The organism is Pirellulales bacterium, from assembly GCA_036490175.1.
In the GTDB taxonomy this organism is placed as follows: Bacteria; Planctomycetota; Planctomycetia; order Pirellulales; family JACPPG01; genus JACPPG01.
On record DASXEJ010000245.1, the window covers coordinates 1 to 25,110 of the forward strand.

Below are 25,110 nucleotides of genomic sequence, written 5' to 3' on the forward strand. Positions count from 1 at the left end.
AAATGGAGAGCAAGTCCAGCTACTTAGCCGCGAACTCGATGCCGCGGAGACCGGCGAAATCCTCGACGGCTTGCAACAGCGGTTGAACACGCTTGCACAACAACTGGACGTCGGCGTCTATCAGGTCCTAGGGCAAGTTCCGGCTGAGGCCGACGTGATCGGCCGCGGGCGAACTCTGCTCTCGGTATTGGTGTACGATCCGCGAATTGCACAATCGCCGAATGTGGGCTACTAATGGTTCTCTACAGCGCGAATATGCGGTAATCAGCTGCTCGACGCCCGTTCGCGCTAAAGCAGTTTTCCTTCGGTCCGCGGCGGTCGTCATTCTGAATCGGTGAGATTCGGGCTGCGAATACAAAGCTGCGGGGAGACTTTTTTATTGCGTTTTGATTATGAAATACGACGACGCATCCTGGCACTACGGAGGTAAGTTTCCCAAAGATCTGCCCGACGAAGCGGCGGCGACGCATACTGGGATGTTTGTCGTGTGGGCGTTTCTGTCGGGCCTGGCAGGTGATGTGCACCTTGATTTCCCAGACCTAATATCAAGTTTACAGTCGCGTCAACTGACGCCCGGTGCATTCTTCCTGCAAACTTGCGACGGCAAATTCACCGATGAGGACTTGAACGCCGAGGGCAATTCCTTCGCGCAGTCATACTTCGACTTCGAGACGGGGCAATATCTCACCGACTACGAAGCAACTCTAGGCGTCGGACTTTCGGAACTCTACTACGTGAAGGATTCCTGGGAAAACTTCGACATCCTGAAACCTGTACTCGATCGTCGGTATCAGGAATGGAAAACCGATCGCCATTCGTAACGTCGCAATTAGCGACGAGAGCTCAATCAAGCAACACCAGTGCGTCGCTAAGTTCGTTCGCACGTGGTACGGTGGGCGGGAAGTGCGCGGCCAGGCAGGCGCCGGCTGCGTCTATGGTTGCCGAGAGTGCCGCGGTGGGATGGTCTTGTTTCATTCGCTCGACGAGCCGCCGGCAAAGGTCATCGAGCGCAGGCTGGCCGACCTTTTGCAACACGGCTTCGTCGGCAACGATCGCCGCGGTGCGCTCGAACAGCGACACGTAAATCAGGATGCCGGATCGTGTCGCGGTACGGCTGATTCGCCGGTCGTGAAACACTTGTACGGCGCGGGTCCAAGTTTCGTCGCGGCGTTGCACGCCGGAAACAAACAGCCGCCGCAATCCGTCCAGGCGAGTCGCCGCGGCGGCGCCGGCAAAAAAGCCAATGACTACAGCTGCCGCTAGCGCAACGGTCTGCCCAATGCGCGAGGGCTCGTCCCAGCCGTCGGGCTCGGGGAATTCGACGTTCCAGACGGTCGCCACGCAGACGAGCGCGACAATGGCCGTCCACAGGCCTACCAGATCCTCGGCCCGATCGTAACGGCCGCTAGCGGCGGCAATCACGGGCACAATCTCGGCCGACGTTTTCGATTCGGCAGCCGCCACGGCCTCGGCCACTTGGCGACGATCGACCGCGCTGAATCGCTGGCTGGGGCGCTGCATCGGCGTGCTTTCGGATCCGGGGTACGAGACGAGAAGAGCTGTTTTACCAGGAACCGGTGGCGCCACCGCCGCCCGAGGATCCACCGCTGAAACTGCTTGGGGATGACGAGGAGGACGTGTCGACCGACCCGCCCGACGAGAATCCGCCACCGTGCGACATGCCGCCGTCGGAAAAATGGGAAGTCGTGTGCGAGAACATGCTGTTGTCTTGCTGCCAATTGTGGCGCGACATCTCGTACAGTCCCCAATTTTGCCAGCCGAAGGGGCCACCCCACCAGGAATTGTTCGTGACGTGCCGGGCACCCAGGCCACGTCGCCGCATGCCTGGTGCTCCCGACGCCACCGATACGGCCTTGCCGATGATGACCACAATGAAGACCACCGCGCCGACGAGGATCAGCATTGCGGTTGCCAAACCGTTCGAGGCACGCGGCGGCTGTACCATGTGTTGAGGCCACGGCTGGGGGAATTGTTGCTGGAAGTGTGGCAATGGCCTATTGACGTGCGGTGCCACGGTGTGTGGGGCGTTATGTGGTGGCACGATGGCGGGCGGTGTGGCGGGGGGCAATCCGCTGGCGGCAGCGGCCGGGCGAGCGCCTGACTGCTCGCGTGCCAAAGCGTCGAGTGCCTTGACCCCGGCCAGGATCCCGCCCGAGTAGTCGTTTCGTTTGAAATGCGGCACGATCTGATTCTGCATGATGCTTTGGCACTGTCGATCCTGATCGCGCCGCCAGCTGGCGCCTAATTCGATACGCGCCTTGCGATCTCCCTTGGAGACCAACAACAGGATGCCACGATTCCATTCCTGCCCGTTGACTTCGGCGGGACCAATCTGCCATTGATCAAATAGCAGATTCGCGAACGTTTCGATCCGCAGCTTGAACGGGCTGTGGTCCTTCATCGATTCGATCGTCACGACCACGATCGGTATGGATTTGTCAGCGACCAGGCGCGCCGTGATTTGCTGGATTTCTTGCTCGTCGGACTCTTTGAGCAGGTGGGCCAGATCCTGCACCAAGTCGTGCTCGGCAGGCCGCGAAATGTTAATCGCCGTATCGTCGGCCGAGGGCAACTCTTCGGCACATAGCAGATGTCGCGATGGAAAAGCAGTTACCGCGAGCAGCGCCAAGAAGGTTCCCAAGCTGAATCGCAGAGCCATGCCCAGTGCTCCTTGGACTTTGTTGCGACGCTTACGATGTGAAGTTCGAGGTGGTCACCACCTCCTGATGACGGGCGCGCACGCATTATACCATTGCGACCCTTGCCACGCCGCTTTGTCGTAAAGCAGGCCTACGGAGCGACTTGTCCGTGGCAACACAAATCTCTACGCCGGTGGACGTTCGGCCGCTCGGGGAATTCAGGAATTCTTTGCAACCACGAATCACACGAATAAAGAACGAAGCAATGAGGAAGGGAGTATTACAAAACTCTTGCTGTTTTCTTAATCGTGCTATTGGTGTGATTTGTAGATCGCGTTCCGAATTCAGTGGATTGAACGAGGATCGATCTGGCGAATGCGATCGCATGGCTTTCCGCGTTTACTAGATGGGAAGCGCGACCACTTCGGCCGATCCGACTGATGAACCGAGTTTCGCGCCCGGAGTGTTTGTCTCGCGGCGGACATAGGCGAATGCCAGTGGCGCCGTCAGTCGTGGAGAGAATGTGGCCGAGGTTACGCGACCCACCACTTTGCCACTGTCGTCGGTTAGGTCTGTACCGGCGGCAGGTAATTCTGCTCCCGCGAAACGGACGCCGACCAGCGTACGGTTGACATGCCCGAGCGCGTCGAGGCGGGCCACGGTCTCTTGACCGATGTAGCACCCCTTCACGAAGCTGATCGCGCGGGCGTCGCGGGCGATCTCTTGCGGAAGATTGGCATCGGTAATATCGGGCCCGAAATAAGGCGTGCCGGCCTCGATGCGCGCCGTCTCGACCGCTGCGGATCCACAGGGGCGTGCGCCGGCTTGCAATAACGCTTGCCATAGCTTCGGTAATTCACATCGCTCTGCGGAGAGCAAATACCCGTGTGGTTGTGTGATTTCGACGCGGCGAAGCGAGACGTCGACGCCGGCGCATTGCGTCAGCACATTGCCCAGAGGCTGCTGGGGCAAATCGCCCGCGAGAGGTTGAAGAATTGCGTCGCTGCCTGGTCCGGCCAGCAGCAGTTCAGCCCACGACTCACTGCGATCAGCCAGCTCCACTTTTTCGCGGATCAGGTAACGATCGAGATGCGCGAGCAGCTTGGCCCCGACGCCGGGCACGGTCTCGATGACCAGGTTCGCGGCGCCGCAAAATACATTCACCAGCGCCAGGACATGCCCTTGCGCGTTGCACAAAAAGGCTTCACACCCTGTGCCCGCGGTCAGCCGGCGGATTTCGTTCGTACAGAGGTTGTGCAAAAACGTTTGCCGATCGGCACCCGTCAATTCGATCTGTGTGCGATGGCTGAAATCCGCTAATCCCACGCCGCCCGTCAAGGCAGCGTATTCTTCGCGCGCGTTGCCAAAGTGTAGTGCCTCGCCCGTGGAATCGCCGGGGGCGAAAACCGCGCCGGCAGTCGACAGAGATTCTTTCCAGTTCGTTTCGTGGCAGGTGGCGTCCATCATAATTGCCTTGTGGAGAGCGGCCGTTTTATTGGCCATCGACCGTCGCGACGGCGTATTGAGCATTACTGAGCATGATGCACGACGCATGTTGATCGGCCAACCGCGCCAGTTGCGCGGCATTCGCGAGCGGCGTCATGCCCAGCTCCTCGACTACCGATTCCTCCAGCTCGCTCAGCAGATAGATGCGCGTCTGGGCCAGCGCCTCGGCCAGTGCCACCGCCGGCAGTGAATCAGCCGCACGATGGCGACGCAACGATTTGAGCGCCCCGCGGCGGTCGCTCATTTCGTTGACTTGTTTCATGGTCGGGCCGGGTGGGTGCGCGATCGAAGTACACAAGGCGATCGCGCCGTCGGCCGCCACCAAGCGTATGGCGCTGGTCAGGGCGCGGGCCATGTTGTCCCACGTTTGCTCGCTCGCCTCGCCGTCGATGGCGGCAACAACCAGCTTGGCGGCGCGGGGAACAGCGGTGCTCCAGGCGCGCTGGCAGGCGGCTTGCCCCTGGCGGAAAATTTCATTGGCATTACCGGCCAGTACCTGCAAGACCTCGCCTGCCGGCCCCGGAATGACCTGCACCGTAAACTGCACGCCTAAGAGCCAGCCGACTTCTTGAATCTTCTCGCGGCTGCGCGCTTCTTCGCGCTGGGCATGCGTTAAGACTCGCGCGAACAACTTGTCTTGCGCGGCGCGGCCAGAAAATGTGGGAAACAGACCGCCGTACATGCCGTGATAGTCGATGGCCGGCTCGCAACGCAGGCAGCCGATCGGCACCACCATGTCGGCGTCGCATAGCAGCCGGTTCAAATAAATCGGATCATCGTCGGCGCCGACGGCCAGGTAGCCCAACTGATCGCGGGCGTCGGGATTGTGTACTGCCAACGTGGCCTGATCGCGATACGCGGCCGGCAGCAAATCGCGCAGATCGCCGGCGGAATGCAGCGGCGCCACGGTCAGCAACGTAATGTCCGTGGGATTCACGTCGTGCGCTACCAGGCAATCGAACAAAGCCGCCACGATCTCGCGTCCGCGAGGCACGTCATGGTCGAGTGCCAAGACGACGTGATCCCCCGGAACCACCGCGCGGGCGAGCGGTGGAAAGTCGAGCGGCGCGGCGAGAGCCGACGCCGTCGCGGCCGTGACGTCCGTCAGCACCGGCGCATCAGCCAGGCCGCAGCGGGCGATCAATCGATCGGCCGGCAGGTTCAGTTCCAGAACGTGTCTGTCGCCATAGCGTAGCGTGGTCGTCATCTGGGTAGTTTGCGATACCTGGGAATGAAGCAATTGTGTGCTGGACCGTGAATCGTATCTTCTGTCCCCCTCGCAGGACATCCCCCGACAAAAGCCGAGCTTTACCGGCACGCGAAAGTTCCCCATAATCCCCGCCCCGTACCTCGGAAAGCGCCGCAAGGTCCGGGGAACGGGCGTAAACGAGCGTAGCGGTCGCCGTCGGCGCGCGTCGTCAGCAGGCCTGCCGACGACGAACGGCCGGCAATCGTACCGGTGACAGAACTGACCGGGCTCCCTTCGCACAAATAAAATCTGCCGAATCTCTTTTTTTCGCAAGGACGCGATCATGGTACATCGCAGACGATCTCTCGTGGCTCTTCGTAACTGGGCGTGGTTCGGCTTATCGTGCGTCGGACTGACGCTGTTGACCACAACGGGCTGCAATAAGTCGACCTCCAAGCAGATCGAACCGCCGGCCACGGCCCGTCAGTTGCTCGACCGAATGGTCGACGCCTATCAAAGCGCGAAAAGCTACGCCGATAGTGGCCAGCTTAAGCTGAGCTATCGCAAGCAAGGTGCCGAGCCGGTGTCGCAATCGGCAGACGACTCGGTGACGTTTGTCCGCCCCAACAAGGTGCGCATCCATTGTTACCAAGCCATCGTCGTATCCGACGGCAAGCAACTGCGGGCCACGATCGCCGATCTACCGGGCCAGGTACTCGATACTCCGGCACCGGCCGAGTTGAAGCGAGATGACCTGTTCGCCGACGAGATTCTCACCGGCGTGCTCACGCAAGGTTTGGCGGGCGAATCGATTCAATTGGCGCTGTTGCTGCTTCCCGAACCGTTGCAACCGATTCTGGAGGGGGCTGAAGAGCCGACATTGTTGTCGTCACACGAGATCGATGGCGACGAATGCCATCGCGTGCAAGTGACGCGGACCGATGGCAACGTGATCTTCTGGATCGACCACCAACACGTACTGCGCCGGATCGAATTTCCGACCGAAGAGCTGAAGAAGCAAATCACGCAGCACGAACAAGCGCCTATCACCGACGTCGCCTTGGTCGCCGATTTCAAAGGCGCCCGTCTGAACGATCGGATCGCCGATGTCGCCTTCGAGTTCGCGTTGCCGGACAACGCCAAACTCGTCAAGCACTTTCAGGTTCAGCCCGAGCCACTCAATAAGTTGCTGGGGAGGAAGATCGAGTCGTTTGGTTTTGTCGATCTGGAGGGAAAGCCTGTCAATCGCGATTCGTTGTCAGGCAAGGTGGTGGTCATTGATTTCTGGGCCACTTGGTGCGGGTGGTGCTTCAAGGGGCTGCCGAATTTGCAACAAGTTTACGACAAATACCGCGATAACGATCGCGTGGCGATCATCACGGTCAGCACGGACGAGGTTGATGTCAGTAACGAAGACCTGACCAAGGCTTTTGCTAAGGTCAATCTCAACATGCCGATCCTCCGCGATGTCGATCAGCAGGCGCGTTCGCTGTTCGACGTGCAGGGGTTGCCCACGATGATCGTCCTCGGACCCGACGGTACCGTGCAGACGATCGACGTTGGCTATCAACCGCAGCTGGCCGTAGAGTTGCCGCGCAAGATCGACCGGCTACTCTCCGGTGAAAACCTCTACCAACTGGCGCAGCGCGAACAAGAGGCGCGGCAGCAGTCGTTTGAATCGTCGCTCGCCAACGGAAATCAGGAAACCGGCGACGCGGTCGAGATTCCCAGGGCCAAGATCGCTGCACGCAGTGAGCCGAAGAAGCTTGCCTTGCAGCCGCTGTGGCATTCGGACGAAGCCACGCGGCCGGGAAATATTCTGGCTATCGAACAGCCCGATGGCAGTTCGCAATTCCTGGTCGCAGACGGCTGGCGGACGGTCGTGGCATTGGATGGCCAGGGAAACCTGGCCTCGCGCTATGAACTCGAAATTCCCGACGAGGCGGCGATCAGCTACTTGCGCACGGCAACCGACGTCCAGGGAAATCGCTACTTTGCGGGCACGGCAAGCGCGCAACAACAGGTATTTGTGTTCGACGGACAGTTCAAGAAGTTGCTCAGCTACCCAGAAGGGGAGCACGCTGGCATTTCCGACGTTCGCCTGGCCGACATGGACGGCGACGGACAGCCCGATCTGAACGTCGGCTATTGGGGTGTCGTTGGTGTGCAAAGCGTGACGCTCGATGGCCGTCAGCGCTGGAGCGATCGCACGCTGGAAAATGTCTTTTGCTTGACCGTGACTCCGCCCGCGGACGGCCATCGCGGGCTGCTGGCGGCCGACGGCCGCGGCGTGCTGGTACCGATTGATGACGAAGGGAAAGACGGCAATCCCATTTCGCTACCCGGGCGCTTTCTGCGATGGGTCGTAGCGGCTGACCTGAATCACGATGGCCAGGTTGAATTCTGTGCGATCGCCTCGACCAAAGTCGGTGTCGAGTCGGCCGTGGGGTTGTCGGCCACGGGAGACGTGCTGTGGACATACGACCTGCCGGTCGGTGCGCAGGCCAATGCGGCGCTTGAGATGGTCGCCGCCGGGCAACTCACGGGCGACACCGGCCAATGGGTACTGGCCGGTGCGGACGGCTCGATTCACATTCTGTCGGCCGACGGCAAGATGCTGGAACAGTTCCATATGGGCAACGCTGTCTCGGGGCTGGCCGTGGCCACGGTCGACGGTCGCGGCACGCTGGTCGTCGCCACGGACAAGGGCGTCGACGCCTGGCAGGTTGCCAAGTAGCCCGCCCTGAACCGAAGAGGTGCGGGAGGCATGATCGACCGAAAGATCGTGGGCATTGCCGCGCGACGAAATCGCTGAAGAATCTGGCCGCCGCAAGGCGGCCTTTTTTTTGCGCTAGCGCGCGAGTGTCTCGCCAGTTCACTACCGCTTCGAGTGGCCGGCGCGTTGCGCACCATTTGAATGCCGATGCTCCCGACGCTTGGAGTTGCACTGCGTGCGCGCGCTCATCTATCAAAAACGTAAGAACAAGTCTTGCAAAGCATTTTTCGGTTATTACTATGGCCAGGAAAGCGTCATATACCCAGGCGTGCAGGGGCAGTTCTCTCGACACGCCATACGGGCAGTGCTTACGGGGTCGCTACTGTAAATCTTCTTTGAACCGGACACTCTGCGCGGCGTCTTGCCGCCCGCGCATCTCTCCGTCCGGAGCCGCCTTCGTCATCCTGCGCCGTGTCGTTTTGCCAGGTCCACCCCCCAGATAACGCATCCAGGGCTACGTTATGCTTCAAATGAACCGCTACCGAGTTGCCATGCTGTTGTTGGTGAATTTGGTCGCCGCTGCGCCAGTGGCCGCGCAGCCGGTGCCGATCATTTTTCCAGGCATGCACGCGCCGGGCACGTCGGAGAACTTCGGCAATGCGTTGGCGTTTCCGCCGGTCGCCGCCGGGCATTCGATCGCCGTGGCGGCGCAAACAGGCTCCTTCAAGTCCGGCGTCTGGGAGCTCAATGGCGATACGCTCACCAAAGTCGAGCTCGCCGGCGATGCCGTGAGCGGGCTGCCGGGCGCGACCTATAACGGCATTGCGCAAGGCTTGTCGATCAATCAGTCGGGCAATGTCGCATTCACGATCGACATGATAAATGCCCCTTCGCTCTTTGCGGTGGCGTCGAACGCGGGAGGCTCTTTGCAACTCGTCGCGCGATCCGCCACGGCAGCTCCCGGCAGCAGCGGCAATTTCGCGTCGTTTGACCAGCCGATCATCACCAACAACGGCAACGTGGCATTCCGCGCCAGCCTTAGCGGCGGCTCGTCCGGATCAGGAATCTGGACAACCGGATTCGGTCCTGGAATAACGCTGGTCGGACGCGACGGTTCGGCAATTCCCGGCGGAGGAACGCTATCCAGCGTTTTCGACTCTGCCCCACCCGCTGCGGCCAGCAGTGGAGTTTCTTTCCAGGCCAACGCCAATCCCGGCACTCTCGACACCGTGTGGGCATTCAACGCGACGGGCCTGCAGCCGATCGCCAGCGAGCACGGCGCCGCGCCCGGGGTGGCGGGTGCGACGTTCTCGTTTTTTCACCCACCCACTTATAACGACGCGGGGCAGGTCGCGTTTCAAGCAAACCTGGTTGGAAATCCGACTTTCAACGCCATCTTCCGAGATCTGGGGCAGGGGCTGCAAGTGGTCGCGGGGAATGGCTTGCCGGCGCCGTCGATTGCGGGTGCCAAGTTCGGCGGACTCGATCAACCCGCCATGAACGGTTCCGGCACGATCGCCTTCACGGGTTACCTGGATTCCTTCTCGGTGCCGACCAACACAGGATTGAATGGCATCTGGACCATCAGTCCGAACGGTCAGATCAACGAGGTCGCTCGCCAGGGAAATGCCGTGCCGGACCTGCCCGGCAATACGTTCGGCGTTGGCTTTCAACAATTTGCGATCAGCAATACGGGGCAACTCGCCTGGTATGGCAGCATGAATGGTGCCAGCAACTATGCACTCTTCGCGCAAGATCCGTTGGGGCACATCCACACGCTGGTCCAGCGCGGACAAACGTTTCAGGTCCTAGGACTATCTCACACCGTGAACTCGATTTACCTTGCCGATGATGTGAACGGCACCAGTGGCCAATCGGTCAACGAAAGTTGGACCTCGAACGGCCGGCTCGTCTATCGATTGACGTTCACCGACGGCACTTCGGGCATCTTCTACAGCACTGTGCCGGAACCGGCCACGTGGGCGCTTGTCGTGGCGGCCGTGCCGCTGGCCTATCTGGCCTGTCGCGGCAGTCGGCGTGCGCGCAGGGCTTGATACGGCAGCGCACCGGCACCCGCTTCGCACCTCGCCCGCTGCTCGACGCTGGCTTAATGCCCTGCGCGGCGCAGATGGTAGGCACGCCACCCGAAAACCAGAATTCCGGCTGGGATAAGTGGCAGCGGCGTGTGGTCGAACAGCGCCGCGCCAACAAGCAGGATGGTCGTCAGCGTAATCGTTTGCAGCAGGATCTCTTCGGGCGTTTTATCGACAAACGAAAAATGCTTAAAAAATTTGTTTCGCAGGGTTTCCTGGATCTGGTCCACGTCGGATCCTCCGTCTAAGCGCAGTGGTTGACGCCGCCTGTTAGCAATTCGCTGCTGCGCAAGCATTCTTGGGCGCCACCGAGAAGAAATCTGGGACCGCCCGACCCTGCCGGCCCCTCCCGGTACGGGGCACCTGTGTGATATCTTGCGGTGCCACGCGGTCGGAAGTTGGCCGCGCGCTGCACTGGAGGTTCGTCACGCGGTAAAAGGTTTGGTTGGTTATATGGCAGTCACTTCTGCTTCATTGATTCCCTGGTGTAAGGCCCTGGTCGACCCCGACGTGCACGCCAAGCCGCTATTGCTGGCAGATTATTTGAAGGCCATTCCGCGACTGGAGTCGCTGGCGGATCTGCCCCCTGGCACAACGGTGTTGGTGCGCGGCGACGTCGATGCCAAGCCTGGGGCCAAGATCGGCGAAGGGGACATCCGTCTGCGGTCGATGGTGCCGACGCTTCAGTTTGGTATCAAACAGGGCTGGAAGCAGATCATCTTTGGCCACATTGGTCGCAAACCGGAAGGATCGCTAAAGGCCGTGGCTGCGCGGATTGGCGAGCTGGTCGGCACGCCCACGGTGCTGGTGACCGATTGGTGGGACGAGGACGCTCAAACCGTTGCGCCGGCCGCTATCGAAACCATTCGCGCGGCGGCGCCGGGCAGCATTCTGGTTCTAGATAACACGCGCCGCTACAAGGTCGAGCGCCACTTATGGGATGCCAGCGCCGACGATGTGCCGACGCGGGCCGATTCCTTGGCACGATTCGCGCATGAATTGGCCGAGCATGTGGCCCGCGTCTACGTGAACGAAGCGTTGTCGGCCGGCAGTCTCGATTCGTCAAGCACCGTCGTGCCGGCGGCCATGGATCGCGTGGCCTTGGGTCAATATGTGGCCCAAGAATTCGACGGTCCCATGCAGCGGTGCCTGGCATGCGAGTTGGTAATCTTCAGCGGGCTCAAGGCCGACAAGTTGGACGATCTGGAAGCGATGATCGCTCGCGGCACGGTCCGCTGGGTGTTCACGGCCGGTTCGCTGGCGATGGCGCTGAAGAAAGCCGAGGCCGAATCGGAAGGGGGCGACTTCTCGCTAGGAGTTGCCGAGGATCCTGCGCACAAGGACAAGCCGTACTACATTCCGCGCGAGCGGGTGGAGCAAGCCCGGCGCATGTTGTTGAGTGGACGCAGCAAAGGAATCGAATTCGTGCTGCCGATCGACTTCGTCCTGGCTGATGGCGAAGTGTCGTCGACGATCGGCCCGGGCCAACAGCAATTCGACGTCGGTCCGGCAACCAGCGAATTGTTCGAGTTGAAGATCGGCCAGTTCATCGCCGCGGTGCGCAATCAGCCCAGCCGCACTCAGCCCGCCGTGGCGTTTCATAATGGTGTCTTCGGCATGTTCGAGGACCCTCGGTTCGAAGGGGGGACGAAGCGCTTCATGCAGCAGTTGAAGCGCATGAAGGAAGCGGGCGTCGAAGTTTATATCGGCGGCGGCGAAGGGGGGACAGCGCTCGAGCGATATGGCGAACCCGATTGGGTCACGCACGTTTTCACGGCCGGCGGCACGGTGCTGAACGCCCTGGGGGCCAAGCCCGTTCCATATCTACAGGCCTTGGCAGCCGCGGCGCAGAAATAACGGCCGATCGGCGCCGCAAAACTCAGTCGGGGCGGCGCTCGTCGATGCGGGCCCGGGCGCGGCGGCAAAGATTGATCAACATATTGGTGGCCGCGGCGACTTCGCTTTCCGGTCCCCTTTCGCAAAGCATCGATTCAAGGGTGGCGGCTTCAACCGTGATCTCGTGAAAGCCGTAGCTGCCGGCGGCGCCGGTCAATTGGTGCGCGATGCGACGCAGTCCGTCGCGATCGGACGCTTGCAAATGGTCGAGCAGCGACTGCACGCGCTCGGGCAAATCATCGACGAACATCTCGACGAGCGAGACCATCTCGGGATCGCCGGCCAGCGTGGAGTAAAGAGGTCCGCGCGAGGTGTTCGTCTGGGGTGCCATTCCTAATCCGCCTTGCCTGGATGCTCCAACGACGGCGCAACGTCACACGGTGGGCGTTTGTTGCGTATTGTGCCGCTGAAACATACCTCATGCTTTTTGCTCCGCGCCGTTGATGGCGTGCGTGGCGGCACGTTCGATCACGCCGTAATGATCGCACGGACTGTGACGATTCATCCAATGGTTGGGAATCTGCGGCCACTGGTAGCAGGGTGAATACCCCTCGAACCAGCGTAAGACGCCGGCATGTCGTGCACCATCGGCAGCGTTTCGCGAGCCCGCATATTCGACACCTTCGGCAAGATGAGAAACGGGTCTGCCCAACTAACGCCACCCGCAAGGTGCCGTCGATACGACCGGACAGTAGAGGAAAGTTGCCTCTAATTCCCTAACTTGTGTGTTTGTGAAGGAACCCTCCCCATGAAGACTCGATTCGTTCTCCCCTTGTTGGCGTTCGCGGCGATTTTCGCGCTGGCGCCGGCCAAAGATGCCAAGGCCATGGCCTTTGTGCATCGCGTGTGGTATGGCCACGGCATTGCCTACAACGGCTGCTGCGGCGGCGGCGGTGGTGGTTGCGGCGGCGGTTGCGCTCCGAGCTGTTGCGCGCCATCGTGTTGCAATCCGGCCCCGAGCTGCTGCGAACCGTCGTGCTGTGCTCCAGCCCCCAGCTGCTGCCAGTCGTCTTGCGGTGCTCCGAGCTGCTGCGCCCCCAACTGCTGCGCACCGAAGTGCGGTCATCGCCATTTCAAGCACTTCTGCCACAAGATGTCGCGCTGCGGCAAACGGTCGTGCTGTGCTTCCTCGTGTTGCCAGCCCGTCTGTGAGTCGAGCTGCTGCGGCGCCCCGGCCCCCAGCTGCGGTTGCGGCGGTTAAGCCACGCCACCTATCGATGGGTCAATCGACCCGATAAAATCCATAGCCGCAGGTGAAGAGCCTGCGGCTTTTTTTTTGCGCGCTACGGTCGCGGCCCGTGCTGCGATCGTTCGGGTGCAACATGTCACGAGGGGGGGCGCGGATACCGCCCCTTTGCGGTGATTCCACCCGGTCGGCAGCGGGGGCTTGGCCCCCCGGGGGGCGCTTCCCCGTGTGCCCAGGCGAGCTCAATACCCTCCCTTCTATTTATTACGATTTCGTAATTATCCTGAATTTCCTTGACGAAATGGGCCGCCGGGCTGACGCTAACACTTATAGCCCGTAACAACTTTGGATCAGAGGCTGGAGACCCCGTCATGTTTCTTGGGCCACGAGGCGCCTGCGCGCCGTTCGGCCGGCAGGCGCTTGCTCGCCGCGGATTGTATGGAATGGCCGTCGTTCTGCTGGCAGTAACCCTGCCGGTTGGCACGACATTGGTTGCGCGGGGGGCAAGTCAGGGTGACCTGCTGCGCGAGCAACTGGACGCGGGCGAGTTTGGCCCCGCGTTAGAGCTTGCCCGGAACGAATCCGCGGTCGAGCGTGACAACTCATTGGCCGAAATCGCCAAGGCCCAATTGCAGGCCGAAGCGCGCGCCGCGGCCTACAACACGATCGCCGAAATAACCGACGGCCGCGTGCGGCGTCGTGCGCTGGATGAAATGGCGTCGATGCCGGTCGAGGCCGACGGGCGCGGCGGCGGCTCTATGGCCCAATGGGGCCCGTTGATGAACCTGATCACGAACACGATCCAGCCGGATTCGTGGGACGACAACGGCGGTCCTGGCTCGATTCAACCGTTTGCCAACGGGGTGTACGTAGACGCTGCTGGCGTGATGCGGCGCCTCAAGAAGGTCGAAGACACGGATTTCCTCGCCGAAGCGCGTCGTGCCGCGATGCACGATATGGTCAGCGACGAAGTGCGCCGTGCGTCGCCGCTGCGCAAGGTCTCATTGTCGCGACTGGAGCGCGAGATCGAAATTCATGCGGCCGCCGGACAACCGCTCGACGAAGAAATGATGGTGTTGGCCGGATTGAAGCGCGTGCAATACGTGCTCGCCTATCCGGAAACCGGTGATATCGTGATTGCTGGACCGGCCAGCGATTGGAAGCTTGATCGCGAGTTCCGTCCGGTCAGTATCGAAGACGGCCAGCCCGTGGTGCGACTCGACCATCTGCTCGTCCTATTGCGCCGCCAGCGCAACGGCGGCGGCGAATTCGCCTGCTCGATCGTGCCCACAGATGAGGGGCTGGCCAAGGCGCAAGCGTTTGCCAAGGCCCAGAGCGCCACGCCGCTGCAGCCCGGCCAACGGGGCAAATTCCTCGAAGGGTTACGCAGCCAATTGGGCCGCCAACAAGTCGTATTCGAAGGAATCGATCCGTCAAGCGACGTCGCCCAAGTGCTGCTCGCCGCCGACCACCACATGAAGCTGATCGGCATCGGTCTGGAGCCAGGCACTTTGAAGGTGCCGAGCTACCTGAGCATGATTCGCATGCAGCCGGGCGAAGCGCCGCCGGCGCTCGACGTGCTGCGGTGGTGGTTTACGCTGAAATATGACGCACTTGTGGCCAGCAAGGAACGCGATGCGTTTGAAATCCGCGGTCAAGGTGTGCAGGTCCTCAGCGAGAACGAATTGCTGACGGCCACGGGCGCCCAGGTTCATACCGGCAAGGCCGACGTCTTGAATCACCAATTTGCGCAGAACTTTACCAAGGACTTTCCCGCGCTCGCGGCCAAGTATCCGCTGTACGCCGACCTGCGAAACATCTTCGACTTGGCATTGGTCGTCGAGCTATTGCGAGCGGAGGACCTGCCCGAGCATGTCGGCTGGCACCCCACGGCGTTCTACGACGGCGCGGCGCTGCCTACCGCAATCGAGAACGTGCCGCAATGGGTCGACACCGTGATCAACCACCGGATCGTCGGCCGGGTGAATGTGGTGGCCGCTGTGAGCGGCGGCGTACACGTCAACGCCCGCACGCTTGTGAGGCGAGACAGCATCAAGACCGAGGACCGCGGTCAGCTCAACAGCGAGCGTGAACGTTCGGTGCCGGGCGACGTTTCGCGTCGCAGCTGGTGGTGGGACTAGTCGCGCCGCCAACCATTCAACTTTCGGCCGGGGGATGCCATGTCCACACCTCGCGTGGGCATGTCTGCGCCGATGGCGGACTCTTTCCCTCGTCACATTCAGACGAGGAGGGACCACGAATAACACGAATGAAGAGAGGGCAGAAAAGACGGCAATCGTAGCACGTTTCCTTCTGTGTTATTCGTGCTATTCGTGTGATTCATGGTTGTAGCTGAATCTCCGGCCGTCCAGCATGGGGCGCGCGGCACTACGGGCGTTAATAGTCGTACCAGATGCCGAACCCGAATTGCTGAACGTATTGGTTGAAGAACTGGTACTGTTCATTCTTGCCATTGAGGTATTGGAAGCCGGCACGGACGCGCGTGCCTGTCCCGCCGTTGAGCCACTGCCAGCCGACTTGCACGGTTAACGCGCCGCCGAAGGCAACCTCTTGTCGCAGATGGCCATTGATGGCGGCGAACGGCGAGCCGCGAAAGCTCGGAGCGTAGATCGGGCTGTACTCGGCGCCAAATTGCAGTTCCCAGGGCTCGCTCCCGCCATCAGCGTAAAAGGCCCAACCCACTTCGCCATAGAGCCGAATATTGTCGGTCGCATAGTAACTGGTGCCAAACACCAGTGCGTTACGGCTGTAGTTGATGCGCTGCACGGTGGGGTGCGACAGCATGAACTCGTCCCCCAAGTGCGAGCTGAGGTGATAGACCTCGAATTTGAACTGCACCGGTCCGATGCCGTAGGTCAACGGCACGCCGACACGAAAGTCGGTCGAGTGCATGTCCCAATTCTGCTGCATCAACAGCTGTGGGAACGCGGCTCCCTCGAGATCGAGCTGCCAGCCCTCTGGTCGAAACCCATTTGGCGTCCCGTAGCGTAGCAGGCCAACGCGGCCGCCGGCGGTTGCATCCCATACCCAGCCCAGCCCGGGCTGATAGTTGAATACGCTCCCCATGCGCGGTTCTTTGACGCCTGCCAGGTACGAGTGCCAGATCAGGCCCACGGGAAGTATCTGCCAACTCCAGGGGGCGTCGTAGGCGATCGCCTCGGCCATCGCAATGCCGCCAGCGGGATAGCCCACCGGCGGCGGCATCTGACCATCAGTGATCACCGCGACGGGGCTGCCGCTCGGTGCAGGTACCGCCTGTATGACCGGCTCTGAGCCGACCATCGTGCGGGGCAATTCTTCGAGTTGCATGTCGGCGCGAACAGTCCCAGCGCGCGCTGCTATGACCGCCGCAAGCGCGGCGCAGCACACGACAACGGCAGTTCGGCCGCGACCGGGTGACATGGCAAAACCTGGATTAAACTCGATGTGTGGTGGGGACTGCCGTGAGGGCATCGTCCCGCAAACGCGAACCGCAATCGCCTAGGCAGAAGGGGCCGCCAGTGTACCGGCAACGCGGCAATTGCCCCAGATGTATTTCAAGACGACCTAAACGGCAGATACCGCAGGGCTTAACAACACGGTAGCCCGTTCCTGGCGGCCCCGCCGCCGGGGACTATAATGAGCGATCCCTGGGCCGCGGCCCCGATCCCGCCTCCACTCTCGGTTCACGCTCGATTCGATGATTGCGACCCGTCTTCCCTCGTTGATCAACGATCTGCGCGCCGTGGTCGGCGTTGACGGCGTGCTAGCGGCGCATGCGGACCTGGTGGTTTACGAGTGCGATGGGTTCGTGATCGAAAAGAATTGCCCGGACGTGGCGGTCTTTCCGCGCACGACGGCGCATGTGCAAGCCATCGTCCGGCTGTGCAACGAGTACGACGTTCCGTTCTTGCCGCGCGGGGCCGGCACCAGCTTGGCCGGTGGCTGCCTGCCCGTCGGCGGCGGCGTGATGATCGTGCTCACGCGGATGAAGGAAATCCTCGAGATCAATCTCCGCGACAAGTATGCCATCGTGCAGCCCGGCGTGGTCAACGTCTGGCTGACGCAAGCCTTGAAGGGGACGGGCTACCACTACGCGCCCGACCCATCGAGCCAGGGCGCCTGCACGATTGGCGGCAACGTCGCGACCAATTCGGGCGGACCGCACACGCTCAAGTATGGCGTCACCGTAAATCACGTGCTGGGTTTGGAGACCGTGCTGGCCGACGGCACCTTGGTCGAGTTCGGCGGGCCGACGGAAGACAGCTCGGGACTGGACCTGACGGGGCTGATTGTCGGCAGCGAAGGAACGTTGTCTGTCGTCACCAAGGCCTGGGTCCGCTTGACGCGCAATCCGCAGGGATGGCGCACCATGCTCGGCATTTTCGAATCGGTCGGCGACGCCACGAATGCGATCAGTGCGATCATCGCGGCGGGGATTATCCCGGCCGCTCTGGAGCTAATGGATCAAGGGATTTTGGTCGCGGTGGAAGAGGCCTTTCATTTTGGTTTTCCGCTCGATGCGCAGGCGATACTGCTGATCGAGGTCGACGGTCTGGAAGCGGGACTCGACCAACAGCGCGATCGCATCATCGAGCTGTGCCGCGAGCACAAGGCCCGGGACGTGCGACTGGCAGCATCGGCAGCCGAACGTTTGTTGCTGTGGAAGTGCCGCAAGCAAGCCTTTGGCGCCGTGGGCCGATTGAGCCCCAGCTATTGCACGCAGGATGGCGTGGTGCCGCGCACCAAGCTGCCCCATATTCTGGAACGCATCATCGAGATCGGTCACAAGTACGACATACGGATCGTGAACGTGTTCCACGCCGGCGATGGCAATATCCACCCGATACTGCTGTTCGACGAGCGCAATGCCGAGCAAGTGCGACGCGTGCTGGACGCCAGCGGCGAGATCCTGGAAGAGTGCATCGCCTGTGGCGGCAGCGTGACGGGGGAGCATGGTATCGGCGTCGAAAAGATCGCGTTCATGCAAAAACTGTTCACCGCGGACGACCTGGACGTGATGGGTCGGGTGCGCGACGCGTTTAATCCGACGGGCCGTCTGAGCCCCGCGAAAATGCTGCCCACGGCCGGCGCCTGCGGCCTCGAGCGGCAGCACCCCGGGCGGCGGGCGGCCCTATGAAATTCAGCTGCTCGATATTTGATTCTTATTGATCCATAACCTTTGTCGCTGAGAAATTCTCGCGTGACTGTCGCTGCCGCCAATCTGCCGCTGACCGAGACGTTCGCCCCCGCGAGCCAGCAGGAACTGGCGCAATTGGTGACGCGCGCCAAGGACGCGGGAACTCCGCTTTATCCTCTGGGAGGTGGCACCGGGCTGTCGTTCGGACTTACAGCGCGCCGGCCAGGGTGGGGAATCGCGACGAGCGAGTTGACGCGCATCGTCGACTATCCTGCTCGCGATATGACGATCACGGTCGAAGCCGGCATCACGTTCGCCGCGCTAGCCAGCGAATTGGCCCGCGAGGGGCAACGACTGCCGATCGATGTGCCGCAGTCCGTCGAGGCGACTTTGGGAGGCGTGGTTGCCACGGCGGTCAGCGGACCTCGCCGTTTTGGCTATGGCAGCATGCGTGACTACGTCATCGGCATAAGCGCCGTCGACGGGCGCGGTGTGCCATTCAAGGCGGGCGGGCGCGTGGTGAAGAATGTCGCGGGATACGATTTCTGCAAACTACTGACCGGCTCGCGCGGCGCGCTGGGCGTGATCACGCAAGTCACATTGAAGCTCTTGCCGTTGGCCGTGGACACGGCGTTTGTCGTCTGCGACGTGACGGACCTGAGAATCGCCGAGGGGCTACTCGCGGCACTGGTGAATTCCGAGACGGCGCCGGTGGCGATCGAGCTACTCACGGGCCCGCTGTGGGCTGCCGACCCGGTGCTTGGTTCCGTTTCACGTTCCATCGCTGGCCGCCTCGTCGTGGGATTGGAAGGAACCGAAGCCGAGGTGACCTGGATGACGGAACAATTGTCGCGCGAGTGGCGCGCCTTGGGCGTCCAGCAACCGCGTGTGATACGCGGCGCGGAAGCCGGCACGCTCTGGTCGCGGCTGGTCGAGTTCCCGGTCGCTGACGATCCGCCGCTGGTGGTCAAAGCCAGCGTACTTCCCAGCCGCCTGACGCAATTCGTCGAGAGTGCCATCGCCCTCGATCCGGAATGCTCGATTCAGGCCCATGCCGGCAAGGGGACCGTCAAGGTGCGCTGCGCCGAGTTTGCGGCCGCCGATACACTGCGGATATTGGTGCGCGGACTGCGTCCTGCGGCCGTCAAGGCGGGCGGGAATGCCTGCGTCTATGCTTGCCCCGCCTCCACCGAGTTGACGCATCAAGCCGTTTGGGGTCCGATGGGCTCCGACGCGGCCTTGATGCGGGCTGTAAAATCGAAGCTAGACCCGCAAGGCCTGCTGAACCCTGGATTAGCTGCTTTCGAATGCTAACCGAACCAACCGACGAACTTGCCTCTACGCCCGATGCTACGCCCACACCGGCGACGCACGGCCATTCGTTGCCGCTCGCTGGCCGCGTTCCGTCTGGCAATGCGCCGCATCTTCGTCCTGGCGAGAATATCGACTACGGACTGTTTCTGGATTGCGTGCATTGCGGCCTGTGTACGGCCTCTTGCCCAACCTACTTGGAGTTAGGGAACGAAAATGACAGCCCGCGGGGGCGTATCTATTTGATGCGCGCTGTCACGGATGGACGGCTGCCGTTGTCGACCGACGTGAAACGGCATTTGGAGCTGTGCCTCGACTGCCGCGCGTGCGAAACGGCCTGTCCGTCCGGCGTGCAATACGGCAAGCTGATCGAGCCGTTTCGCGTGGCGATGGAAGAGCAGAGCGACGGGCCGAGCAAGAGTAGCGACTGGTTTCACAGGTACATTTTGTTTGGGCTGTTTACACGTCCGAACTTGATGCGCCGTTTGCTGATACCGGCCCGCATTGCACAGCGTCTGGGATTGGTCCGCGCGGCCGAGGCGTTGCGCCTCACGCATCTGCTGCCGCCGCGGCTGCGGCGTTTGGTCGAGATGCTTCCTCCGGCGCAGCGTCCGGGGCCGGCGTTGCCGAGCTTTTTGCCGGCCATCGGCAAGCGCCGCGCGCGGGTGGCCCTGTTTACCGGCTGCGTGGCCGACGTGATGTTCCGGCCTACGCATTGGGCGACGGCACGTGTGCTGCAACAGAACGGCTGCGACGTGCTGGTGCCGCAAGATCAGAAGTGTTGCGGCGCCATCCACTTTCACGCGGGCGCCAGTGTCCCGGCCCGGTCGTTGGCGGATGAAAACCTGGCCGCATTCGACTATCGCAACGTCGACGCGATCATCGTCAACGTGGCCGGTTGCGGGGCAATGCTGAAGGACTACGGCCACCACTGGCACGACGCGCGGCAGGCCGAGCGCAGTGAGTTCGCCGCCAAGGTGAAGGACGTGAGCGAGTTTCTAGATTCGTTGGGCCTGATTCCGCCAGAGGGAGAAATCCCGCTCACGGCCACCTACCACGATGCCTGCCACTTGGGCCATGCGCAGAAGATTCGCGAAGCGCCGCGGCGGTTGCTTAGCAAGATTCCCGGTCTGACATTGGTCGACTTGCCCGAGACCGAGGTCTGCTGCGGCGCGGCGGGCACATACAACCTGACCGAGCCCGAGATGTCGGCCCGGCTAAGTCGGCGCAAGCTGGACAACATTCTCAAGACCGGCAGCCGTGTGGTACTGACCGGCAATGCCGGCTGCTTGCTGCAGATCATGCGCGAGGCGCACAATCAGGGAGAGCGCTTGCTGGTCGCACACCCGATGGACCTGCTCGATCTGAGCTACCAAGGCAAACAGCCGCAATGGTAGCGGGTACTGGGTTGTGTTCTTAACGATCCAAGCGCGATCATTGGATGAGACTTCGCGCGCCATGAGTTTCAAAGAACCACTACCGCGTTTCTTTGAATCTTATTGGTGTGATTCGTGCCATTCGTGGTTGCTTGTCTGCTCGATCCGGCTTGTTGTCGAAGGGTAATACAGAAAATTTTGAACCACGAATCGCACGAATAAGAAGGGGAGTTGGGCGCAAGGCTGAATCGCGCCGACGGTTTTGCGGCATGGTGATTGTCAGCGTGGGTACTATCGCGCCGGTCCGCCGTACTCTTCCGCCAGTTGAGCGATTTCGAGCGAGGTGAGATGCTGGATGACCTCGCGCGCTGTTTGCGGGCGGCGCAGAGGCTCTTTGGCAAGCATGGCATGTACCAGCTGTGATATCTCGGTAGGCACAGCCGGCGCGAGCTCGCGCAGATCTACCGGCGCGAGTTGACGATGCATGGTGATGAGCGCCGCCGCGCTTGGCGCCTCGAACGGTTGCCGGCCGCTGAGCATTTCGTAGAGAACCGCGCCCAGGCTGAAGATGTCGCTACGGATGTCGCACCGCAGAGCGGAAAGCAGCATTTCAGGTGCCATGTAGCGAGGCGTGCCCATCACAGTGGGATCGATGGTCCGGTCCTCGTCGGCCGGACGGCGGGCAAAGCCAAGGTCGATCAGCGTCGCATGTCCACTGGTAGAAACAATAATATTCGCCGGCTTGACGTCAGCGTGCGTCCAGCCCGCGGCGTCGAACGCGTCGAGCGCTTGGGCCACCTGGCGTGCCACCCACAACGCGAACGTAATGTTCTCAGCGCCGGCGTCACGATGGGCGAGCCGGGTAGCAAGCGTTCCCCCATCGAGCCAGGGCATGACGGTGTAATAGGGTGCGACTTCGGTGTGCGCACTGAGAACGGGCACAACATGCGGACTGCTTACCGCGCGGCCGACACGTGCCTCGCGTCGCAGGCAACCGACGGCGCGTGGATCCGCCTCGTACAAGGGCTTAAGACGTTTCACGGCGTGCGCCGCAACACAGCCCGGTGCGCTGCCGACGGGCCGCGCCCGATAAACTTGCGAGAATTCCCCTGCGGACGCCAGTTCCATCAGCTCCCAGCCGTCCAAGTGCTCGGCTGTGGCGCTGTGCTCTGGATGCGCCGGATTAGCCGCACGCGCGCGAGAAGTTCGGGAGCCTTGCAGGCTGCGTGCCATCGTGAACTTAAGAGCGAATGAAAGGCGGAAGGGGGCGGCGGGAATTATCGAGCCGGAATGTCGCCTATCAAGTGCCATCGGCAACGTGCGCTGAGAAGTTTTGCCAAATGTACGAAAAAGCGACTCGTGCGCCCTGACTGGCCTCGATTCGCCTGACATGGGCTGCCCAGTTGCGCGAAGGCTAGGCACTGCTTAACAAGCGGGCAGCAGCCGACTCATCGCGGTGGATTACCATCCTTGGTTCATTCGACAGCGTTCATTGTTTACGTCGCTACCCGTCGGATCGTGCCAGGCCGCGGCGGCGCAAGAGTTCGTCGACCAAAGCACCAACGAGCAGTGCGGCGCCGATCACGGTGTATTCCAGCTCCGACGGGACGCCCCACATTTTGGTGAAGTTCGGCAGGATCCAGAGAATGGCCGTGCCAATGATGATGCCCAGCACGTTCCCTTCGCCGCCACGCAGGCTGCAACCGCCCAAGACCGCGCCGGCGATGGCATATAGCTCGAAGAAACTGCCGGTGCTGCTCGGTTGAACCGAGTTTTCTTCCATCAGAAACAGGACGCTGAACAGGGCGGCCAACGTCGAACAGATCACGTAGGCCGAGATCCGATAGCGATCCACGGCAATGCCCGAGTAACGGGCCGCCTGCTCATTGCTGCCGACGGCGAACAGGTATCTTCCGTAGACGCTCAGATGCAGCCCGACCGCGGCAATCGCGGCTAGCACCAAAAAGATCACGAGCGCCATGGGCAGGCCGAGCAGGTCTTTGCCTTTGGCTAGCCAGTGTTTCCAAGTCTCGAAGTCTGTGCCGAGGCCCTTGTTCTGGCCGCCGGCCAGCCAGCGCGCCGCGCCGCGGTAGATGAACAAGCCACATAACGTCACGACAAAGGCCTGCACACGCAGCTTTGTGACAAGCAGCCCGTTCACCAGTCCGATAAGCGCACCGAGCGCAAGCACGGCGCCAATCGCTGCCAGGGGGTGCCAATGATAGTCGACCAGCAGCATAGCCACGATCGTCGTACACAGCCCCACGACCGAGCCGATCGATAGATCGATACCGCCGGTGATGATCAAGACGCCGGCCCCAAGGCTGAGGATGCCGTACAGGCCGATGCGTTTGCCCAGGTTGAAATGATTGTAAACGCTGCGAGCGCCCGGATCGGCCAGCAGCAGCAGCGCATAAATCACCAACAGAAAAAAAAACAACCCGAGCAGCTTCTTCATACGGTCGCGTCTCCGCCTGTCGCCAGGTTCATGACAGCCTGTTGGGAAAGCTCATGTCGCGCAAGTTGACCGGCCAACTCTCCCTGATGCATGACCAGCACGCGGTCGCTCAGGCCGAGAATCTCTTCCAGGTCGCTCGAAATCATCAGGATGCCCACGCCACTATGGGTCAGCTCGTCCATCAAGGCATAGATTTCGCTCTTGGCGCCGACGTCGACGCCGCGGGTGGGTTCGTCGAGGATCAGCAGCTTGGGTTGCCGCGCCAGCCACTTAGCGAGCACTACTTTTTGCTGATTGCCGCCGCTAAGTAGACCGACGGTTTTGTCGATGCCGGCGGTGCGAATCGTTAGCTGTCGGCACATGCGCTCGGCCAGCGCCCGTTCGTCGCGACGGCGGACGATCCCGCAGCGGCTGATAAAATCGAGCGAAGCCAGGCTGATGTTGCGGCGCACCGATTCGGCCAGCAGCAAACCTTCGATACGGCGGTCCTCGGGCACAAGAAACAGTCCTGCGGCGATCGCATCGGCGGGGGTACGCACCACCAGCGGCTGTCCTGCCACGCGCATAGTGCCGGCCGTCAGGCGGCGAATGCCGAACAGCGCCTGGGCAAGCTCCGTGCGCCCGGCGCCAACCAGACCGGCCAGGCCGACAACCTCGCCGCGCTCGACGCGCAAGTCGATTCCGCGCTGCTGTCGCGGCGTGATCTTCAGGCCTGTGACTTCGAGCGCCGGTGGTGATCCCACGTGCGATACGGCCGTGGCGAGTGCCTTCTGCGGCACGTCGTTGCTCGGCTTGCCCTCGGCTTTACTTCCACGTACGAAGAATTGCTTCAAGTCGCGGCCGATCATTAGTTGCACGAGCGCCGCGTGATTGATTTCGTGGCGAGCGAGCTGGCCGGCGTTACGGCCATCGCGCAAGACAGTGACGCGGTCAGCGATTTCCTGCACCTCGGGCAGCCGGTGCGAGATATACAACACGGCTACGCCGGAGCTTTTCAGATCGCGAATCACGGCGAACAGCCGCTCACAGTCGCGCGCGGAAAGGCTGGATGTCGGCTCGTCCATGATCAAAACGCGCGATTGCAAACAGAGCGAGCGGGCGATCTCGACTAACTGCTGCTGGCCGATCGAGAGCCGGTTGACTGTCGTACGTGGGCTGGCCGAGAGACCCAATCGTTGGGTGATCGACTCGGCCTCGGCATACATGCGCCGATCGAGAATTCTTAGGGGTCCGCCGCGCGTCGGCTCGCGGCCCAGGAAAATATTTCCGGCCACGTCCAGGCTTTGCGCCAGGTTCAGCTCTTGATGGATCAGCGTAATGCCGGCTCGCTGCGCCTCTTGGACCGTGCCGAGGCGGACCGACCGACCGTCGAGAGAAATCTCGCCGGCGTCGGGTGTGTAGACTCCGCCCAGGATCTTCATCAAGGTCGACTTGCCGGCCCCGTTTTCGCCGACCACACACAGCACCTCGCCGGCCTGTAGGTCTAGCTGTACGTCGTCGAGGGCCTTGATGCCGGGAAACGACTTACTAATGTGCCGCGCTATCAGCAGCGGAGACGTCCCGACGGACATTGCCACAG

Annotated in this window: 20 protein-coding genes; 10 read left to right on the forward strand and 10 right to left on the reverse strand. The window is 61.6% G+C overall.

Annotated elements, in window-relative coordinates:
- Both VGG64_18195 and VGG64_18200 read left to right on the forward strand, forming a co-directional pair.
- A partial coding sequence (locus VGG64_18195) for a hypothetical protein (protein ID HEY1601538.1) occupies positions 1-235 on the forward strand: 235 nt, incomplete at its 5' end.
- A 157-nt stretch (positions 236-392) separates the two neighbouring features.
- Positions 393-821 (forward strand): hypothetical protein, encoded by a 429-nt coding sequence (locus VGG64_18200; protein HEY1601539.1) that lies wholly within the window; start codon positions 393-395, stop codon positions 819-821.
- Between the two features lie 22 nt (positions 822-843).
- On the opposite strand, the gene VGG64_18205 is transcribed toward VGG64_18200, so the two are convergent.
- From VGG64_18205 to VGG64_18220, 4 genes are all read right to left on the reverse strand, one after another.
- A complete protein-coding gene (locus VGG64_18205; GenBank protein ID HEY1601540.1) occupies positions 844-1,521 on the reverse strand; it encodes a hypothetical protein in 678 nt (225 codons plus the stop codon).
- A 43-nt stretch (positions 1,522-1,564) separates the two neighbouring features.
- Positions 1,565-2,680 carry a TPM domain-containing protein gene (locus VGG64_18210; GenBank protein ID HEY1601541.1) on the reverse strand — a complete coding sequence of 372 codons (1,116 nt, stop codon included), beginning with the start codon at positions 2,678-2,680 and terminating at the stop codon, positions 1,565-1,567.
- Positions 2,681-3,062: 382 nt separating this feature from the next.
- On the reverse strand, positions 3,063-4,124 hold the full coding sequence (locus VGG64_18215) for a glycine cleavage T C-terminal barrel domain-containing protein (protein HEY1601542.1): 1,062 nt from the start codon (positions 4,122-4,124) through the stop codon (positions 3,063-3,065).
- A gap of 28 nt (positions 4,125-4,152) precedes the next feature.
- Positions 4,153-5,373, reverse strand: coding sequence for a lactate racemase domain-containing protein (locus VGG64_18220; protein ID HEY1601543.1), 1,221 nt, complete (start codon positions 5,371-5,373; stop codon positions 4,153-4,155).
- Between the two features lie 325 nt (positions 5,374-5,698).
- Between VGG64_18220 and VGG64_18225 the strand changes: the two genes are divergently transcribed.
- Together VGG64_18225 and VGG64_18230 are read left to right on the forward strand one after the other, a co-directional pair.
- A complete protein-coding gene (locus tag VGG64_18225; protein HEY1601544.1) occupies positions 5,699-8,092 on the forward strand; it encodes a redoxin domain-containing protein in 2,394 nt (797 codons plus the stop codon).
- A gap of 509 nt (positions 8,093-8,601) precedes the next feature.
- Positions 8,602-10,125: a choice-of-anchor tandem repeat NxxGxxAF-containing protein gene (locus tag VGG64_18230; protein ID HEY1601545.1), complete on the forward strand. Its 1,524-nt coding sequence runs from the start codon at positions 8,602-8,604 to the stop codon at positions 10,123-10,125.
- A gap of 53 nt (positions 10,126-10,178) precedes the next feature.
- On the opposite strand, the gene VGG64_18235 is transcribed toward VGG64_18230, so the two are convergent.
- Complete coding sequence (locus tag VGG64_18235; GenBank protein HEY1601546.1) at positions 10,179-10,394, reverse strand: hypothetical protein; 216 nt, start codon at positions 10,392-10,394, stop codon at positions 10,179-10,181.
- A 223-nt stretch (positions 10,395-10,617) separates the two neighbouring features.
- Between VGG64_18235 and pgk the strand changes: the two genes are divergently transcribed.
- Positions 10,618-12,021, forward strand: coding sequence for a phosphoglycerate kinase (gene pgk, locus VGG64_18240; protein ID HEY1601547.1), 1,404 nt, complete (start codon positions 10,618-10,620; stop codon positions 12,019-12,021).
- A gap of 22 nt (positions 12,022-12,043) precedes the next feature.
- On the opposite strand, the gene VGG64_18245 is transcribed toward pgk, so the two are convergent.
- Positions 12,044-12,391, reverse strand: coding sequence for an Hpt domain-containing protein (locus VGG64_18245; protein ID HEY1601548.1), 348 nt, complete (start codon positions 12,389-12,391; stop codon positions 12,044-12,046).
- 608 nt (positions 12,392-12,999) lie between these two features.
- Here VGG64_18245 and VGG64_18250 point away from each other — a divergent pair.
- Both VGG64_18250 and VGG64_18255 read left to right on the forward strand, forming a co-directional pair.
- Entirely contained in the window at positions 13,000-13,212 is a 213-nt protein-coding gene (locus VGG64_18250) for a hypothetical protein (protein ID HEY1601549.1), read from the forward strand.
- 477 nt (positions 13,213-13,689) lie between these two features.
- The gene (locus tag VGG64_18255) at positions 13,690-15,387 is read left to right on the forward strand and encodes a DUF1598 domain-containing protein (GenBank protein ID HEY1601550.1); all 1,698 of its coding nucleotides are present in this window, start codon (positions 13,690-13,692) and stop codon (positions 15,385-15,387) included.
- 256 nt (positions 15,388-15,643) lie between these two features.
- Here VGG64_18255 and VGG64_18260 read toward each other — a convergent pair whose 3' ends face one another.
- Complete coding sequence (locus VGG64_18260) at positions 15,644-16,669, reverse strand: DUF1207 domain-containing protein (protein HEY1601551.1); 1,026 nt, start codon at positions 16,667-16,669, stop codon at positions 15,644-15,646.
- Between the two features lie 277 nt (positions 16,670-16,946).
- Here VGG64_18260 and VGG64_18265 point away from each other — a divergent pair, with 277 nt between their 5' ends.
- The 3 genes from VGG64_18265 to VGG64_18275 all read left to right on the forward strand — a co-directional run bounded on the left by VGG64_18265 (position 16,947) and on the right by VGG64_18275 (position 21,094).
- Positions 16,947-18,386, forward strand: a complete 1,440-nt coding sequence (locus VGG64_18265) for an FAD-linked oxidase C-terminal domain-containing protein (protein ID HEY1601552.1) — start codon at positions 16,947-16,949, stop codon at positions 18,384-18,386.
- Positions 18,387-18,449: 63 nt separating this feature from the next.
- Entirely contained in the window at positions 18,450-19,700 is a 1,251-nt protein-coding gene (locus tag VGG64_18270) for an FAD-binding oxidoreductase (GenBank protein HEY1601553.1), read from the forward strand.
- Complete coding sequence (locus VGG64_18275; GenBank protein HEY1601554.1) at positions 19,694-21,094, forward strand: (Fe-S)-binding protein; 1,401 nt, start codon at positions 19,694-19,696, stop codon at positions 21,092-21,094. Before VGG64_18270 ends, VGG64_18275 begins: the two co-directional genes overlap by 7 nt.
- A gap of 270 nt (positions 21,095-21,364) precedes the next feature.
- On the opposite strand, the gene VGG64_18280 is transcribed toward VGG64_18275, so the two are convergent.
- The 3 genes from VGG64_18280 to VGG64_18290 form a co-directional block, all read right to left on the reverse strand.
- On the reverse strand, positions 21,365-22,306 hold the full coding sequence (locus VGG64_18280; GenBank protein ID HEY1601555.1) for a serine/threonine-protein kinase: 942 nt from the start codon (positions 22,304-22,306) through the stop codon (positions 21,365-21,367).
- Positions 22,307-22,577: 271 nt separating this feature from the next.
- Complete coding sequence (locus VGG64_18285; GenBank protein ID HEY1601556.1) at positions 22,578-23,531, reverse strand: ABC transporter permease; 954 nt, start codon at positions 23,529-23,531, stop codon at positions 22,578-22,580.
- Positions 23,528-25,102 carry a sugar ABC transporter ATP-binding protein gene (locus tag VGG64_18290; protein ID HEY1601557.1) on the reverse strand — a complete coding sequence of 525 codons (1,575 nt, stop codon included), beginning with the start codon at positions 25,100-25,102 and terminating at the stop codon, positions 23,528-23,530. Before VGG64_18290 ends, VGG64_18285 begins: the two co-directional genes overlap by 4 nt.
- Positions 25,103-25,110 lie beyond the last annotated feature (8 nt).